Annotated in this window: 15 protein-coding genes; 11 read left to right on the top strand and 4 right to left on the bottom strand. The window is 72.9% G+C overall.

The features are described from left to right. Positions 1–136: 136 nt before the first annotated feature. From ACT3TZ_RS08220 to ACT3TZ_RS08185, 8 genes are all read left to right on the top strand, one after another. Positions 137–826 carry a hypothetical protein gene (locus ACT3TZ_RS08220; RefSeq protein WP_444582918.1) on the top strand — a complete coding sequence of 230 codons (690 nt, stop codon included), beginning with the start codon at positions 137–139 and terminating at the stop codon, positions 824–826. Beyond that, positions 823–1,794 carry a pseudouridine synthase gene (locus ACT3TZ_RS08215; protein WP_444582917.1) on the top strand — a complete coding sequence of 324 codons (972 nt, stop codon included), beginning with the start codon at positions 823–825 and terminating at the stop codon, positions 1,792–1,794. The genes ACT3TZ_RS08220 and ACT3TZ_RS08215 overlap by 4 nt, the downstream gene beginning before the upstream one ends. Then, on the top strand, positions 1,791–2,714 hold the full coding sequence (locus ACT3TZ_RS08210) for a hypothetical protein (RefSeq protein WP_444582916.1): 924 nt from the start codon (positions 1,791–1,793) through the stop codon (positions 2,712–2,714). The genes ACT3TZ_RS08215 and ACT3TZ_RS08210 overlap by 4 nt, the downstream gene beginning before the upstream one ends. A 94-nt stretch (positions 2,715–2,808) precedes the next feature. Next, positions 2,809–4,104, top strand: a complete 1,296-nt coding sequence (locus ACT3TZ_RS08205; RefSeq protein WP_444582915.1) for a threonine/serine ThrE exporter family protein — start codon at positions 2,809–2,811, stop codon at positions 4,102–4,104. Positions 4,105–4,206: 102 nt separating this feature from the next. After that, the gene (guaB, locus tag ACT3TZ_RS08200) at positions 4,207–5,706 is read left to right on the top strand and encodes an IMP dehydrogenase (protein WP_444582914.1); all 1,500 of its coding nucleotides are present in this window, start codon (positions 4,207–4,209) and stop codon (positions 5,704–5,706) included. Positions 5,707–5,881: 175 nt separating this feature from the next. Beyond that, complete coding sequence (locus ACT3TZ_RS08195; RefSeq protein ID WP_444582913.1) at positions 5,882–6,688, top strand: hypothetical protein; 807 nt, start codon at positions 5,882–5,884, stop codon at positions 6,686–6,688. A 369-nt stretch (positions 6,689–7,057) separates the two neighbouring features. Then, on the top strand, positions 7,058–7,567 hold the full coding sequence (locus ACT3TZ_RS08190; RefSeq protein ID WP_444582912.1) for a hypothetical protein: 510 nt from the start codon (positions 7,058–7,060) through the stop codon (positions 7,565–7,567). 40 nt (positions 7,568–7,607) lie between these two features. Beyond that, on the top strand, positions 7,608–9,986 hold the full coding sequence (locus tag ACT3TZ_RS08185; protein ID WP_444582911.1) for an ATP-binding cassette domain-containing protein: 2,379 nt from the start codon (positions 7,608–7,610) through the stop codon (positions 9,984–9,986). 24 nt (positions 9,987–10,010) lie between these two features. On the opposite strand, the gene ACT3TZ_RS08180 is transcribed toward ACT3TZ_RS08185, so the two are convergent. The 3 genes from ACT3TZ_RS08180 to ACT3TZ_RS08170 form a co-directional block, all read right to left on the bottom strand. Beyond that, positions 10,011–10,409 (bottom strand): VOC family protein, encoded by a 399-nt coding sequence (locus ACT3TZ_RS08180; protein WP_444582910.1) that lies wholly within the window; start codon positions 10,407–10,409, stop codon positions 10,011–10,013. 79 nt (positions 10,410–10,488) lie between these two features. Next, complete coding sequence (locus ACT3TZ_RS08175) at positions 10,489–10,974, bottom strand: hypothetical protein (protein ID WP_444582909.1); 486 nt, start codon at positions 10,972–10,974, stop codon at positions 10,489–10,491. A gap of 104 nt (positions 10,975–11,078) precedes the next feature. Further along, a complete protein-coding gene (locus tag ACT3TZ_RS08170; protein WP_444582908.1) occupies positions 11,079–11,900 on the bottom strand; it encodes a hypothetical protein in 822 nt (273 codons plus the stop codon). Positions 11,901–12,086: 186 nt separating this feature from the next. Between ACT3TZ_RS08170 and ACT3TZ_RS08165 the strand changes: the two genes are divergently transcribed. From ACT3TZ_RS08165 to ACT3TZ_RS08155, 3 genes are all read left to right on the top strand, one after another. Continuing rightward, entirely contained in the window at positions 12,087–12,851 is a 765-nt protein-coding gene (locus ACT3TZ_RS08165; protein ID WP_444582907.1) for an exonuclease domain-containing protein, read from the top strand. A 121-nt stretch (positions 12,852–12,972) separates the two neighbouring features. Next, positions 12,973–14,082, top strand: coding sequence for a GuaB3 family IMP dehydrogenase-related protein (locus ACT3TZ_RS08160; protein WP_444583024.1), 1,110 nt, complete (start codon positions 12,973–12,975; stop codon positions 14,080–14,082). 41 nt (positions 14,083–14,123) lie between these two features. Further along, positions 14,124–14,681, top strand: coding sequence for a GNAT family N-acetyltransferase (locus ACT3TZ_RS08155; protein WP_444582906.1), 558 nt, complete (start codon positions 14,124–14,126; stop codon positions 14,679–14,681). Between the two features lie 13 nt (positions 14,682–14,694). Here ACT3TZ_RS08155 and ACT3TZ_RS08150 read toward each other — a convergent pair whose 3' ends face one another. Continuing rightward, positions 14,695–15,891: a WxL protein peptidoglycan domain-containing protein gene (locus tag ACT3TZ_RS08150; protein WP_444582905.1), complete on the bottom strand. Its 1,197-nt coding sequence runs from the start codon at positions 15,889–15,891 to the stop codon at positions 14,695–14,697. Between the last annotated feature and the right edge of the window lie 51 nt (positions 15,892–15,942).

Below are 15,942 nucleotides of genomic sequence, written 5' to 3'. Positions count from 1 at the left end.
CCGGCCGCCCCGTGCGACCGGGGCGTCGTGCCGTCCTCGTGCACGCCGGATCGCCCGGCGTGCCGCGCCACGGTGGACGGTCCCTCGGACGTCCGGCCCCCCGCCTAGGATGAAGCCGACGCACAGGAGGCAGACCGTGACCGCAGAGGCGACCGGGTGGAGCGAGGGCACGCGCGTGCCCTCCCTGGTGTTCGGCCCCGTGCGCTCGGCGGTCATCGCCACCCTCGCGGCCGTCCTCGTCTTCGGCGTGGTCCTCGAGGCCCTCGTCGTCACGAGCTTCATCGGCCAGAAGCTGTGGCGCAGCGCCGCGCTGTTCCGCGAGCTCGTCTTCACCACCCCGCTCGTGCTGTGGGTGCTGGTCGTCGGCACCGTCGTCGCCCTGGCCCTGCGGGTCATCACGGCCTGGCTCCAGGTCGATCAGCACGGCGTCGGGATCCGGGGCCTGTTCCGCCGTGACGTGCACATCCCCTGGGAGCGGATCGCTCGCGTCGTCGCCGTGCGCGACGTCGCCCGCGGCAAGGCAGAGGCCATCGACCCCGGGGGAGAGACCTACGACGGCCTCTACGTCGTCCGCTCGGACGGCGGCCGCTCCGTGGCCGTCACCGGGAGGGTGTTCGGGGGTCGCGCCCAGCGCGCCATGCTCGCCCGCGCCCACGAGGCCGGCGTGCCCGTCGAGGAGATCGACGAGATCACCCCCCGCGAGCTGCGCGCCCGCGTCCCCCGCGCCGTGCACCCCGTCGAGCTCCACCCGGGCCTGCTGCTCCTGCTCATCGCGCTCGTCTACATCGGGCACACGGTGCTGACCCTGGTCATCTGGGGGCTGTGATCGGACGGACGGCCCGCCGCACCGCCCGCCTGCGGGAGCGCGCGCCCCTGGACCGCGTCGGGGGACTGGCACCGGTGCGCCTGCTGGCCGACGCCGAGCTCCTGCACCGGACCGCGGGCGCGTGCGCCCAGGACGTGCTGCTGGCGCGCTTCCCGCCGTTGGCGGATCCCGCGGCGACGCCCTTGGCCCTGCGCTTCTCGCAGGGCGAGATCCTCCGGGCCGACGGCTCGGCATGGGGGCGCGAGGACCCGGTGGTCCCGGGCGACGAGCTGTGGTTCCACCGCGAGCGCCGGGACGAGGCCGTGCCCGAGGTCGAGCTGCCGATCCTGCTGCACGACGAGCACCTCCTGGCCGTCGACAAGCCCCACGACCTCGCGACCATGCCGCGCGGTCAGCACGTCCTGGCCAGCGCCCTCGTACGGCTGCGCGCCCTGACAGGCATCGAGGACCTGACGCCCCTGCACCGCCTCGACCGCCGCACGGCGGGCGTGCTGCTCCTGGGCATCGTCCCTGCCGAGCGCGGCGCCTACCAGGGCGTGTTCGCCCGCGCCGCCGCGCACAAGGAGTACCGCGCGCTCGTGGCCGATGCGCCCGAGGCGGTGGCGGGCCGGCGCCTGGAGGTGTCGGTGCGGCTCGAGCGGACCCCCGGGGACCTCCGCACCCGGGTCGTGCCCGGGACCGCGAACTCCCGCACCCTCGTCGAGCTCGGCGAGCCCCGTGAGGCCGGGGCCCGGGAGGTGCGGCTGTGGCCGCGCACCGGGCGCACCCACCAGCTGCGCGCCCATCTCGCCCACCTGGGCATGCCGATCCTGGGCGACGACCTGTACCCCGTGGTGCGCCCCGTGCAGGAGTGCGGGGGAACGCTGCGCCTGCTCGCCCGGTCCCTGCGTTTCACGGATCCCGTCACCGGCGCCGAGCGCAGCATCCTCAGCACGCGGGAGCTCGACCCCTGGGCGGTGGGCACGTGACCGGGACGTCGCCGGAGACCGACGCGGATCCTGCGGATGCCCGGGCGGCCGCCCCGGAACCGGGACCCGCCCCCCGTCGCACCCGGTCCGGGGCCGTCCGCATCGGCCCGTCGATCCTGGCGCGCTATCGACCCGGGGCGCTCATCGGCCTGCCGCTCGTGGCTCTCCTGCTGTGCCCGCTCGGGGCCGCCGGGCTGCAGCAGTGGCGGTGGGGAACGCTCGCCGAGCACGGGCCGACGGCGCTGACCGACCTCCTGGCACACGACCTCGTCGTGTTCCCCATCGCCGCCCTCCTGATCTGGGCCCTCCTGGCCCTGTGGGCATTCGTGCCCCTGGTCGCGACCACACCGCAGGTGGTGCTCGACGAACGGCGCGGGGTGCTCGTGCGCCGACGTGGCCTGCGGCCGCGCGAGGAACGGCCGCTCTCGAGCGTCGTCTGGGCCGTGGCGGAGGGCGAGCGCGACGCGATCGCGCTCATCGGCTTCGCGCGGCCGGGAACCGGGGGCGTCGACGATGTGTCCGATGCCGATGCGGGTACCGGTCCTGATGCCGGTGCGGTCGACCCTGTCGGACTCGAGAGCCCGGACGTCCACGGGGATCCGGGCGAACCCGTCGGATCTGCCGACGTCGAACGCTGGGTGGTGCCGTACATCGGCTGGGACGACCGCAGCTTCGAGGGCCTGCGCGTCCTGCAGACGGCGGCGGGCCTGCGTCCCTCGCCGCCCCGGCGGGAGCTGGTGCAGGAGGCGCGACGACAGCGCCAGGTGCGGGCCCGCCGCGAGATGGCCGAGCGCGTCGCGATGCCGTGGCGCCCGGAGTACGAGCACGATGCCGCGGCGTTCGGCCGCGATCACGACCATGCGCGCCGGGTGCTCGGCGGCAAGGAGCCCCAGGATCCACCACCCGCGGCCCGTCCGTGACACGGACATCGCTCGTGACGCGGACCTCGCTCGTGACGCGTACCCCGCCCGCGACGCGAGGCCCGGCCTCACCGGGAGGACTAGCCTCGTGGGCATGGACCGCGCCGAGCATCCCCGCCGCACCGAGACCAACCCGATCGGGGTCGTCGACTCGCTGACGGTCCGCGCCGAGGCGGCAGCGGCGGTCGGCTCGACCCTCCTGTCCAGCGGCATGGCCTCCTACCGGGTCAAGGCCGCCATGGCACGGACCGGGCGCGCCCTGGGCCTGACCTCGCTCGTCTCCATCGTCACCTACACCGACATCACGTCGACCGCCATGATGGACGGACGCTTCCGCACCCTGGTCACCCAGCCCGACCACGTGGGCGTCGACGTCGACAGGATGGCCCGCACCCAGCGCATGGTCGAGACCCTCCCCGCGGGCGTCGACGCCGCGGAGGTCCACGCACGGCTGGCCCGCATCACCACGCGCGGGCCGCTGTACGGGGACGTCGTCAACGCGCTCGCCGCGGGCATCGCGTGCGCGGCCTTCTGCTTCCTGAACCGCGGCGGCCCCGTCGAGATGGCCTGCGTGCTGGTCGCAGCGACGATCGGCCAGGCCCTGCGCCGGGTGATGCAGCGTCGGCACTGGAACCACCTGCTCATCACCCTGCTCGCCGGTGCCGTCACGAGCGCCGTCTACGTCGCCGCGATCCTCGTGCCCGCCTCGCTCGGCATCACGGGGGACGGGCACGCCGGCGGTCTCCTCGCGGCCGTGCTGTTCCTGGTCCCGGGATTCCCCCTGATCACCGGGCTGCTGGACATCGTCCGCTCGGACTTCAGTGCGGGGGTGGCACGCCTGGCGTACTCCGCCGCGGTGATCCTCACGGCCGCGGCGGCCGTGTGGACCGTCGGGCTTGTCGCGGGCCTGTCGCCGCAGACCGCCGAGGGGCTCACGCTGCCGCTCGGCGTCGAGCTGCCCCTGCGGGCCCTCGCGACCTTCGCCGGCGTCGTCGGGTTCGCCGTCATCTTCAACTCGCCGTGGGGGATCGCGTTCGCGGCCGCGACGATCTCCTGCCTCGCCAACAGCGGACGGTTCCTGCTGACCAGCGTCGATGTGCCCGATCAGCTCGCGACGCTCGCCGCGACCGTGCTCGTCGGGGTCCTCGCCTACGTCGTCGCCGTCTGGCGTCACGTCCCGCGCACCGGTGTCTCCGTGCCGGCCGTCGTCATCATGATCCCCGGCTACACGCTGTACACCGCCTTCACGCTCATGAACTCCGGCGACGTCGCGAGCGCGCTCGTCCTCACCCAGGACGCCGTCCAGGTGATCCTCGCGGCCGGGCTGGGCCTCGCCCTCGCCCACCTCGCCACGTCCCCGGCGTGGCGCCGGGTCTCCCACCCGCACTGAGCCCGCGTGATTCGGGCCACGGATGGTGTCTGCGCTGGTCACAGCCGTCTGCGTGGAGCACGGCACGTCCCGGGCCCGGCATCGGGCGGGTAGGGTCGGTGCATGACGACAGGGGATCCTTTCGGTTTCATCGGCCTCACCTACGACGACGTGCTGCTGCTGCCCGGGGAGACGGACGTGATCCCCTCCGAGGTGGACACGACCTCACGCCTCACCCGGGAGATCTCGCTGCGGATGCCGCTGGCGTCCGCCGCGATGGACACGGTCACCGAGTCCCGCATGGCGATCGCCATGGCCCGCCACGGCGGCATCGGGATCCTGCACCGCAACCTCTCCATCGAGGACCAGGCCCACCAGGTGGACCTCGTCAAGCGCACCCAGACGGGCCGCATCACCAACCCCGTGACCATCGGCCCCGACGCCACCCTCGAGGAGCTCGACGAGATCTGCGGGCAGTATCGCGTCTCCGGCCTCCCGGTGGTCGATCCTGCGGGCAAGCTCCTGGGCATCTGCACCAACCGCGACCTGCGCTTCACCCCCGTCGCCCAGTGGTCCACGACCCGCGTGCACGAGGTGATGACCCACGAGGTCTACACCGCCCCGGACGACGTCAGCGCCGAGGACGCCACCGCGCTGCTGCGCCGCAACAAGCGCGAGCGCCTCCCGCTGGTCGACGCCGGCGGCAAGCTCACCGGCCTCATCACCGTCAAGGACTTCGTGAAGTCCGAGCAGTTCCCCAACGCCTCCAAGGACCGCCAGGGCCGCCTCCTGGTCGGCGCGGGCGTCGGCTTCTTCGGGGACTCCCTGGACCGCGCAGGCGCCCTCCGGGACGCCGGGGCCGACGTGCTCGTCGTCGACACCGCCAACGGCCACGCGCGCCTGGCCACCGACATGATCCGCACCCTCAAGAACGACCCGGGGTTCCGGGACGTCCAGATCATCGGCGGCAACGTCGCCACCCGCGCCGGGGCCCAGGCCCTCGTCGACGCCGGTGCGGATGCCGTCAAGGTGGGCGTCGGTCCCGGTTCGATCTGCACCACGCGCGTCGTCGCGGGCGTCGGCGTCCCCCAGATCACCGCGATCCACGAGGCCTCCAAGGCCTGCGGTCCGGCGGGCGTGCCGCTGATCGGCGACGGCGGCCTGCAGTACTCCGGCGACATCGCCAAGGCGCTCGTCGCCGGGGCGGACACGGTCATGATCGGCTCGCTCTTCGCGGGCTGCGAGGAGGCACCCGGGGACCTCGTGTTCGTCGCCGGCAAGCAGTACAAGGCGTACCGCGGGATGGGCTCGCTCGGGGCGATGGCCTCCCGGGGCAAGAAGTCGTTCTCCAAGGACCGCTACTTCCAGGCCGACGTCGAATCCGACGACAAGATCGTGCCCGAGGGCATCGAGGGCAAGGTCCTGTACCGGGGGCCGCTGGCCAACGTCGCCCATCAGCTCGTCGGCGGGCTGCACCAGTCGATGTTCTACGTCGGCGCGCATACCGTCTCCGAGCTCAAGGAGCGCGGCCAGTTCGTGCGGATCACCCCCGCAGGCCTCAAGGAGTCCCACCCCCACGACGTCCACGCGGTCGCCGAGGCGCCCAACTACTCCGCGCGCTGAGCCGGGTCCGTCTCCCCTCGGGTGCTCCGTCGTCCGTGGCGGACGTCGCCGCCGGTGCGTGGCCGATGCTCTGCCGAGTCACGTCGACCCCTTATCATCGGCGCAGGTCGTCGCACGGGCGTGAGGAGCAGCCTCCGCCTCCGGAACGTGGCGCCAGGGAACAGGGGAACCGGGGATGAGCACGCAGGGCGGCGGGTACGGCGGGCAGGGCGGGTACGGGGGCTACGGCTCGGAGCCGCAGGGGCAGGGCGGATACGGAGGCTACGGCTCCGATCCGCAGGGGCACGGCGGGGCCTCGGGACCGTCGGGCACGTACCCCGGCGCGCCGCAGGGCCAGGGCGCCGTCCCCGAGCCGCCGCAGTGGCAGGGCGACAGCGGCTCGGCGGCCTCGTGGCAGCAGAGCGGAGGCGGGATCCCGCCCAAGAAGAAGAGCCCCCTGCCGTGGATCCTCGGCGGTTGCGGCTGTCTGCTGGTCCTCGCCCTGGCGATCGTGCTGGTCGTCGTGCTCGTGGTCCTTCCCGGCGGCGGGGGTGACCGTGCGGAGGAGGATCCCACCTCGACCTCCTCGGCGCCTGCCACGTCCGGCGCACCGACCTCGGACGCTCCCACGTCCGACGCCCCGACCACGGACGCACCCACGTCGGATGCGCCGACGACGGCCGCCGGGGCCGTTCCCGCGACGCCCAAGGAGGTCGCGGGATACACCAATGCGGACACCACGACTGAGGCCTTCTGGATCTACATGACCCCCGACGCCTCGGACACGATCGGCGTGCTCTTCTGGGATGGCATCAGCCCGGAGGTCCTGACCAGCAGCCTCGAGGCCCCCCAGACCTTTGGCACATGGACATGCGGCACGTCGGAGGGCACTCCGACCTGCATCGGCACCGCTCATGGCGGCGCCGTGCAGCTCATCGGCGCAGGCAAGTCGGGAGCCGATCTCGCGGGGTGGGGGGACACCTTCGTCGCGGCCTGGGTCTGACCTCCCGGAGAGCTCCCCATATCATCGGCAGGGACACCGTGAGCGTGCCGAGACTCCTCCGCGCCGTGCACGGTCCTGAGCAGGGGGTGGGGCATGGGCTCGAACGGATACGGACCGGGGAACGGGTACGGCGACGGCGGAGGACCGCGGCACGGCGACGGCCCATACCCTCAGGGGGGCGTCCCCGGACCGTACGGGGGAGGTCACCCCGGGCAGCCGGGCCCCGGGGTTTCGGGGCCTGGGGGATACAGTGCCCTCCTGGATCTCGGAGCGCCCCGGGGGTACGGGCCGGGGAGCGGGGACACCCCGGCGTCGCCGACGCCTCCGCGCACGGGGGCGACCCCCTGGATCCTCGGGGCCCTGGGCTGCGTGGCCCTGCTGGTGGTCCTCGCGATTGTGATCGTCGTCGGGTTCGTCCTGGTCCAACGCGGCGGTGACGAGCCCGACCCCACGGCGGGGCCCGGCACGAGCACGGTGCAGACCGATCCGGCCACCACAGAGCCCGTCACCACGGAGCCCGTGACCTCCGAGGTCCCGAGCGCGGACACCGCGACCTGGGGGGCCGGCGAGGTGCCCCCACCTCCCGCAGAGGTCGACGGCTACTTCTTCCAGGAGACCAAGGGCGAGATCAGCACGTACCTCACGGGAGATGTGAGCGATGCGATCGGGCTGTCCTTCCGGCCCGGCACCGACCCGTCCACCTTCGCGGGCGCCCTGGAGCAGCCGATCGAGTACCGGACCTGGACGTGCGGGATCACCCAGGGCATGGCGTCGTGCGTGGGCGGCACCCACGGCGGCACCGCCTTCATCATGAGCCAGGGGAAGTCCCCGGCAGAACTCGCCACCTGGGGCGACGCGCTCCTCGCCGCCTGGGGGTGACCTGTGCTCGTCGGTCGGCACCTGGCCCTAGCACGACGCCATGACCAGCACCCCCGGCCCCGTCGCCGAGACCCCCGAGCACGGCACCTCCGACGCGCACGACGTGATCCGGGTGCGTGGTGCCCGGGTCAACAATCTGCGAGGCGTCGACGTCGACATCCCCAAGCGGCGCCTGACGGTGGTCACGGGGGTCTCGGGCTCCGGGAAGTCCTCCCTCGTGTTCGGGACCATCGCCGCGGAGTCCCAGCGGCTCATCAACGAGACGTATTCGACGTTCGTCCAGACCTTCATGCCCTCGGCGCCGCGACCCGAGGTCGACGAGCTCGCCAACCTCACCACCGCGATCGTCGTGGACCAGAACCCCCTGGGCGCCAACGCCCGCTCGACCGTGGGCACCGCCACCGACGCGTACGCCCTGCTGCGCACCCTCTACTCGCGCTGCTCGGTGCCCCACGTCGGCAGCTCGCAGGCCTTCGCCTTCAACGTCGCCTCGGCGAGCGGGGCAGGGGTGCTGCGCACCGCCGACGGCAAGGCCGAGAAGAAGACCTTCGAGGTCATCGGCGGCATGTGCCCGTCGTGCGAGGGCACCGGCCGTACCAGCACGCTCGACGTGGACGTGATCGTCGACCGCTCCAAGACCCTGAACGACGGCGCGATCCTGCTGCCCGGGCACCCCGTGGGCTCGTGGCAGTGGCGCTCCTACGCCGAGACCGGACGGCTGGATCCCGATGTGCGGGTCGCCGACTACACCGAGGAGCAGTGGCACTGGCTGTACGACCAGGAGCCCACGAAGATCAAGTTCGCAGGCATGAACTACACGTACCAGGGGCTCGCGAGCCGGGTGCGCCGCTCGTACCTGGATCCGCAGAACCCCCCCAAGCAGAAGCACATCCAGGAGTTCGCCGCGCGCGTGGCGACCTACGGCCTGTGCCCCGAGTGCCACGGCACCCGGCTCGCCGAGAAGCCCCGCACGGCGGTGGTGGGCGGCAAGAGGATCTGGGAGCTCACCGCCATGCAGGTCACCGACCTGCTCACCTGGGTCCAGGAGCTCGACGAGCCCTCCGTCGCGCCCCTGCTCGTGAACCTCACCGGGATGCTCCGCGCGATCATCGACATCGGCCTGGGCTACCTCTCGCTGGATCGTGAGTCCGGGACCCTCTCGGGCGGCGAGGGACAGCGGATCAAGATGATCCGCCACCTGGGCAGCCCGCTCACCGATGTCACGTACGTCTTCGACGAGCCCACCGCGGGCCTGCACCCCCACGACATCTCGCGGATGAACGCCCTGCTGCTGCAGCTGCGGGACAAGGGCAACACCGTGCTCGTCGTCGAGCACAAGCCTGAGGTCATGGCGGTGGGCGACCTCCTCATCGACATCGGTCCCGGCGCCGGCGCCGACGGCGGCACCGTGCTGTTCACGGGCACCTTCGACGCCCTGCGCGCGACGGACACGGCGACCGCCCGCAGTCTCGACCACCGGCTCACGCTGCCGGCGTCCGTGCGGACCGCGAAGGGCCGGCCGATCGAGATACGCGGCGCGAGCGACCACAACCTGCGCGACGTCGACGTGGACCTGCCCAGCGGCGTGCTGACCGTGGTCACGGGGGTCGCAGGCTCCGGCAAGAGCTCCCTGATCCAGGGCGGGCTGGAAGGGCGCGACGGCGTCACGGTGATCGACCAGGGGGCGATCAGCGGGTCGCGCCGCTCGAACCCCGCGACGTACACGGGGCTGCTGGATCCCATCCGCTCGGCGTTCGCCAAGGCGCACGGCGTCAAGCCCGCACTGTTCAGCTTCAACTCCGAGGGCGCCTGCCCCGCCTGCAAGGGCGCCGGTGTCATCTACACCGACCTCGGCCTGATGGCCGGCACCGCGATCCCCTGCGAGGTCTGCGGGGGGCGGCGCTTCCAGGCGGAGGTGCTCGAGTACCGCCTCGAGGGCCTGACCATCGAGGACGTGCTGAACCTGTCCGTCGCGCAGGCCGCCGAGCACTTCACCGCCGCCAAGGAGAAGAAGATCCTGCGGCGCCTGCTCGACGTGGGACTGGGGTATCTGCGGTTGGGTCAGCCGCTCACCACGCTCTCCGGAGGCGAGCGCCAGCGGCTCAAGCTCGCCGCGCGCATGGGCACGGGGGCCCAGACCTTCGTTCTCGACGAGCCCACCAACGGCCTGCACCTGCAGGACGTCGACACGCTCGTGGCGATGTTCCAGCGCCTCGTCGACGCCGGCTCCACGGTGATCGTGATCGAGCACAGCCCGGCCGTGATGTCCCAGGCCGACTGGCTGATCGACGTGGGCCCCGGCGCCGGCAATGACGGCGGGAGCATCGTCTTCGAGGGCACCCCCCGCACGATGGTCGAGGACGCGTCCGTGGACACCCTCACGGCGCAGGCGCTGCGCGCCTGGGTGCAGGACAGCTGAGGCGCCGGCCGTCGGCCGGGTGGATCAGGACGGCTGATACCCGATCAGCCAGGTGACGCCGAAGCGGTCGCGGACGGTGCCGTCGGTGTCGCCCCAGGGCCGCACGGCCAGGGCATCGACCACGGTGCCGCCCTCGGCCAGGGCGTCGAACCAGGCGTGCAGCACGGAGGGCTCGGCCGCCCCGAGCAGGCTCAGGAACAGCCCCTCGGCGCGCAGCGTCTCCGCATCCGGTTCCGCGTCCGCGGCGAACAGCGACACCGTCCCGTCGAGCCCGCCGTGGGCGACGGCCTCGGGGGTCCCGGAGTCCCGGTGGAAGTCCGCGTGGGTGTAGACCGTGACCTCTCCGCCGAAGACGCGGGCGTAGAGCTCGAGGGCGGCGCGGGCCGTCCCGGGAAGCAGCAGGTAGGGAACCGGTGCGGGCATGTCTGCTCCTGGGGTGCGCGGTGCATGAATGGGAGACGGTCCCGCACATCGGGTGCGTGCGGGATGGGGGTCGAAGACCTCAGGGCGCGCGGGGCCGACGACGGATGACGAGCCCGATGACCAGCAGGAGCAGGCCGGCCGCGGCGCCGAGCATGGGCACCGCGAGTCCGATGGCGAGGCCCGTGTGGGCACAGGTGAGGTCCAGGGGAGCGATCACGGACCGACCCTCGCCCGCGCACTCCACGGAGATCGTGCCCGGCCCGGGGGCCGAGACCTCCAGGCGCGACCGGAGCACCGTCCCGTCGTGCTCCACCTCGACCACTGCCGCGGGGGAGATCTCGATCGCGGAGGGGGGATCGGTGTCCGTGCGGCAGACCGCGTCGACCGAGGATTCCATCAGGATGATCCAGGTGCCGGCTTCGACCGGGACCTGGACGCCGCGCTCGAAGGTCATGGGCTGAGCGGCCCGCACGGCTGCGTCGTAGCCCAGCCGAGCGCCGGCGAAGCCCCCGGGGAGGATCGACATCACCGACAGGGCGAGGAGGACGGCCCCCGCGATGGCCATCGCCGTGCCCGGTGGCCGGCGTCCTCGCCGGTTCGCGTGCGGACCGGGCGGGAGGAGCGCTCCCGGTCCGCGGGCGGTCATGTCCGGGTCTGTGCCGCGCGTGCTCAGGCCTGGGCGCGGCCCGAGCGCACGCGGCCCACGATCCCGGAGATGAGCAGGATCAGGCCCAGGAGCGCGAAGATGCCGGGGATCCCGACGCCGATCGCGATGCCCGCGATCACGCCGCCTCCGCCCACGCTCGCGATCACGATCTGATCGGCGTCACCGCAGTCGACGGTCACCTGCGCATCGCCCGTGGTGGTGAACTGGTGGACGGCCTCGTACTCGGTGCCATCGACATCCACGGTGATCGAGCCGCTCGAGCTCTCGTCGCTGACGTTGCTCGCGGGATCCCCCGTGACGGTGCAGGACGCCACCGTTCCCGAGGGCACGAAGACGTAGTAGAGACCGGCGGTCGTGCCGAACTCCTGCCCGGAGGTGATGGGGGTCTTCTCGGCGCTGCTGATGGAGGCGAGCGCTCCGACACCCAGGCCCACGAACCCCCCGATGACCATGGCGATCCCGCTCAGGACCAGCAGGACGATGCCGATGATGATCCGCTTGAGCCCGCGCTTCTTGGGGGGCTGGGTGTAGCCCCCGCCGGACGTCGTCTGCCACGAGGAGTACGGCGCCTGACCCGCGGAGTTCGCAGAGCCCGCGTAGGCCGGGGAGGATTGGCCGAATCCCGGGTTCTCGCTCGCGTATGAGGGCGAGGGCTGCCCGTAGGAGGGGGAGGGCTGGCCGTACGCCGGCTGCTGGGGCTCCTGGGCCGGCTGACCGTTGGACGGCTGCTGGGCGCCCTGGCCGTAGGCGGGGGGCTGGTTCCCCGAGCCCTGGCCGTAGGCTCCGCCCTGGGAGCCCTGCGCGTTGCCGTACGGATCAGACATGGGAGTCCCCCTCGAAGAGTGTGGTGTGCGGCACCATCATGCCAGGTGCGCGCCGGGTCCGTCCCGCGACGACACGTGGGGCCACGGTCAGGAGTCATCTCGCCGGGCGGGCTCCCCGGGGGGGGGGCGGGCGCCGACGCAGACGCAGTCGCTCCGACTGTCGGCGGTGACTCGTACGCTCGTGGCATGACGACGCACGGGACGACCGGGACCACAGCAGCCGGCGACGCAGCACGCGGCGGGGACGGCGCGACGCTCGCGACCTCGCCGCTGCTCGGCTTCGACACCGAGACCACGGGGACGGACGTGCACCGCGACCGCATCGTGACGGCCGCACTGGTCCACTCTGTGGGTCCCGGGCGTGACCTCGAGACCGTCGCGACCTGGCTGATCGACCCCGGTGTCGAGATCCCCGAGGGCGCCGCCGCCGTCCACGGCATCTCCACCGAGCACGCGCGGGCGCACGGCATGGCGCCCGCCGAGGCGCTCGACGAGGTCGCCGCGATGCTCGCCGACGCGCTGGGGCGCGGGATCCCCGTGGTCGCCTTCAATGCAGGCTTCGACCTCCAGATCCTCGAGGCGGATCTCGCCCGCCACGGCCTGCCCACCCTGGCCCAGCGGCTCGGGCACGAGATCGCCCCGGTCGTGGATCCGCTGGTCCTGGACCGGGGCCTGGACCGGTTCCGCAAGGGCAAGCGCACCCTGACGGACCTCTGCTCCGTGTACGACGTGACCCAGGACGGTCGGATGCACACGGCCGACGTCGACGTCTCGGCCACCCTCGACGTGCTGCGCGGGATCATCGCGCGGCATCCGGATCTCGGCGCGGCGCCCCTGGCCGAGGTCCACCAGCGCCAGATCGCACTGCACCGCGACTGGGCCGAGAACTTCAACGACTTCCTGCGGCGCAAGGGCAAGACGCCCGACGTCGAGGTGGTGTGGCCGCTGTGACTGTGCCAGGAGCTGCTGCGCCGTGCGTGAGCGTGCGGTGCATCCCCTGATCGCTGTCGCCGCGCCGCCTGCGTGGGCGCCGCGGCCCGCGCCGGCGGCGCCTCGGTAGACTGCCCGCGTGATGAACGAGATCGAGATCGGCCGGAACAAACGTGGACGCCGGGGCTACGGCCTCGATGACGTGGCGGTGGTCCCCTCCCGCCGCACCCGTGATCCCGAGGACGTCTCGACGGCCTGGCAGGTCGACGCCTACCACTTCGACATCCCGATCTTCGCCGCGCCGATGGACTCCCTCATGTCCCCGGCCACCGCGATCGCCCTCGGCCGCGCCGGCGGTCTGGGGGTCCTCGACCTCGAGGGCGTCTGGACCCGCTACGAGGATCCGACGGACCAGCTCGCGCGCCTGGCCGCCGCTCCCGAGGACGAGGTCGTCTCGACCCTGCGCGACATCTACGCCGCTCCCGTCCGGGCCGAGCTCATCACCGCCCGGATCCAGGAGCTGCGCGATGCCGGGGTGACCGCCGCGGGCGCCCTCTCGCCCCAGCGCACCCAGGAGCTGTGGAAGACGGTGGTCGACGCCGGGGTGGACCTGTTCTTCATCCGCGGCACCACCGTCTCCGCCGAGCACGTCTCGGGCAACCGGGAGCCCCTGAACCTCAAGCGCTTCATCTACGAGCTCGACGTCCCGGTGATCGTCGGCGGCTGCGCCACCTACACCGCGGCCCTGCACCTCATGCGCACCGGTGCGGCGGGGGTCCTCGTCGGCTTCGGCGGCGGCGCCTCGCAGACCACCCGCGAGACGCTCGGCATCTCGGTGCCCCTGGCAACGTCCGTCGCCGACGTCGCCGCCGCCCGCCGGGACTACATGGACGAGTCCGGGGGCCGCTACGTCCACGTCATCGCCGACGGCGGCCTGGGCCGTTCGGGGGACATCGTCAAGGCGCTCGCCTGCGGCGCCGACGGCCTCATGGTCGGTGCCGCCCTCGCCCGCGCCGAGGAGGCGCCGGGGCACGGCTTCCACTGGGGCAGCGAGGCGCATCACCCCACCCTGCCGCGCGGGCACCGCGTGCCCGTGGGCGCGGTCGCCCCGCTCGAGCAGATCCTGTTCGGTCCCGGGCTGTCGGCCGACGGCACCACCAACCTCATCGGCGCCCTGCGGCATGCGATGGCGACCACCGGGTACACGGAGCTCAAGGAGTTCCAGCGCGTCGAGGTCATCACCACCGTCTGACCGCTGCGGCATCCGCACCGCACGCTTCGGGGACGAGGACCATGCAGCACGAGATCACGCTCACCCGCGGGGACGTCAGCCTGCGCCCGCTCACGGCCCAGGACGGACCCGCCCTGCGGGCCCTCGTCGACGAGGCCACCTGGGCGGGCAACGCCCAGCCGCTGCCGGCGACGGATGCGGAGATGTCCGCCCACCTGGCCGGGCTCGTCACCGCGCCCGGAACTCTGGCCTTCGCCGTCGAGCAGGCCGGAACGCTGGTCGGCCGCACCACGCTGTACGACCTCGTGCCCGGGGTCCGGGTGGAGATCGGCAGCACGATCTATGCCCGCAGGGTGTGGGGCACCCGAGTGAACCCGGCCTGCAAGCTCCTGCTGTTCGGGCACGCCTTCGAGGTCTTCGCCGTCCAGCGGGCGGCCCTGCGCTGCGATCACCGCAACGCCCGCTCCCACGCCGCGATCCGCAAGCTCGGCGCCCGCTTCGAGGGCACGCTGCGCAGGTTCCGGCCCGCGGCCGACGGGACGATCGCCGATGTGGACTACTTCTCGGTGATCGCCGAGGAATGGCCGCGCGTGCGCGAGGGACTCCTGGCGCGCAGCTGAGCGTGTCGGCCGCTCAGGACCGCGGGATGCCGTCGCCGTCGTCGCGGGCGTCCAGAGCATCCAGAGCGCCGAGCGCACCCAGGGCCCGCGAGTCCGGAGCCGGGGACGAGACGTCGTCCGCATCGTCGGCCTGCGGGGCCGGAGCCGACGACGGGACGTGGGGCGCGACGTCGTCCGCATCGTCGGCCTGCGGGGGCGTGCTCGGCGACGGGGTCGCGGCGGGCGGCGCGGCGGTCCGCCGCCCGAGCCGGCCGCTGAGGCGCACGCCGAGCACCACCGCGAGGACGAGGAGCAGCACCATGACGATCAGCTGCGTCCAGGGGGCGGCGAAGACGGACGTCTCGAGCGAGACGGCGGTCCCGGGGGTCTCGTCGACCGCGAAGGACGTCGTGTCCACCGTGATCCGGTTCCACAGCAGGGCCCGGGCATCGACCTTCACGGACCGCTGGACGGTGGCGCCCGGGAGCACCTCGGCCAGGGTCGCCGTGGTCCGCAGCGCCCCGATGCCCAGCGGGCCCGAGGCGGTGATGGTCTCGTTGGCGTAGATCCGGGCGTTGCCGGTGTTGGTGAGCGTGTAGGTGACGGTGGCCGTGCTCGGCGTGAGCAACGACCAGGTCGACGGGATCTCGACGGCGAGGTCGGAGATCTCGTGCGTGGCCGTCAGCTCGCCGGCGACCCGGACGTCCACGCGCGTGGCCACACGATCGTCGACCGAGACCGATGCGCCCGGCGTCGTGTACGAGACGAGGATCCCGCCGGAGTGGTCGCCGGGGGCGGCGTCGGCGGGGATCGTCAATGTGAAGGGCACGGTGACGCTCTGGCCGGCGGGGATGTCGACGGTCTCCTGGGGCAGGGCGATCCAGGCGCCGATCCCGGTGTCGGGCACGTCGGCCAGGGCCAGGTCGAGGTTGCCGTCGCTCGTCGTGATGGCGTCCTTGGCCCCGAGCGCGAGCTGCAGGGAGGTGTCGTTGTAATTGGTGATGACCACGGAGTCCTGGACGGTGGTGCCCGGCTCGAGGAACCAGGCCAGCGTGTCCCCGCGACCGGTGGACCCGTCGCTGGGACCCGGGGCGATGGAGAGCGTGACGTCCTCGGCGTTCGCGGCGGCGAGGCCGGAGGTCAGGACGAGCATCACGGCGATCAGTGCGGCGTGGAGCAGACGGACGATCGGAGATCGCCGCGCGGTGGGGTGGGCGGTGGGTGCAGACATGACGGACCTCGGGGCGCAGGACGGTGGGGACGGGGGGGGCCGGCCCGGGGG

This window comes from Brachybacterium sp. AOP25-B2-12, assembly GCF_052378625.1.
Lineage (GTDB): Bacteria > Actinomycetota > Actinomycetes > Actinomycetales > Dermabacteraceae > Brachybacterium.
This window is presented reverse-complemented; position numbering and strand designations above follow the sequence as displayed.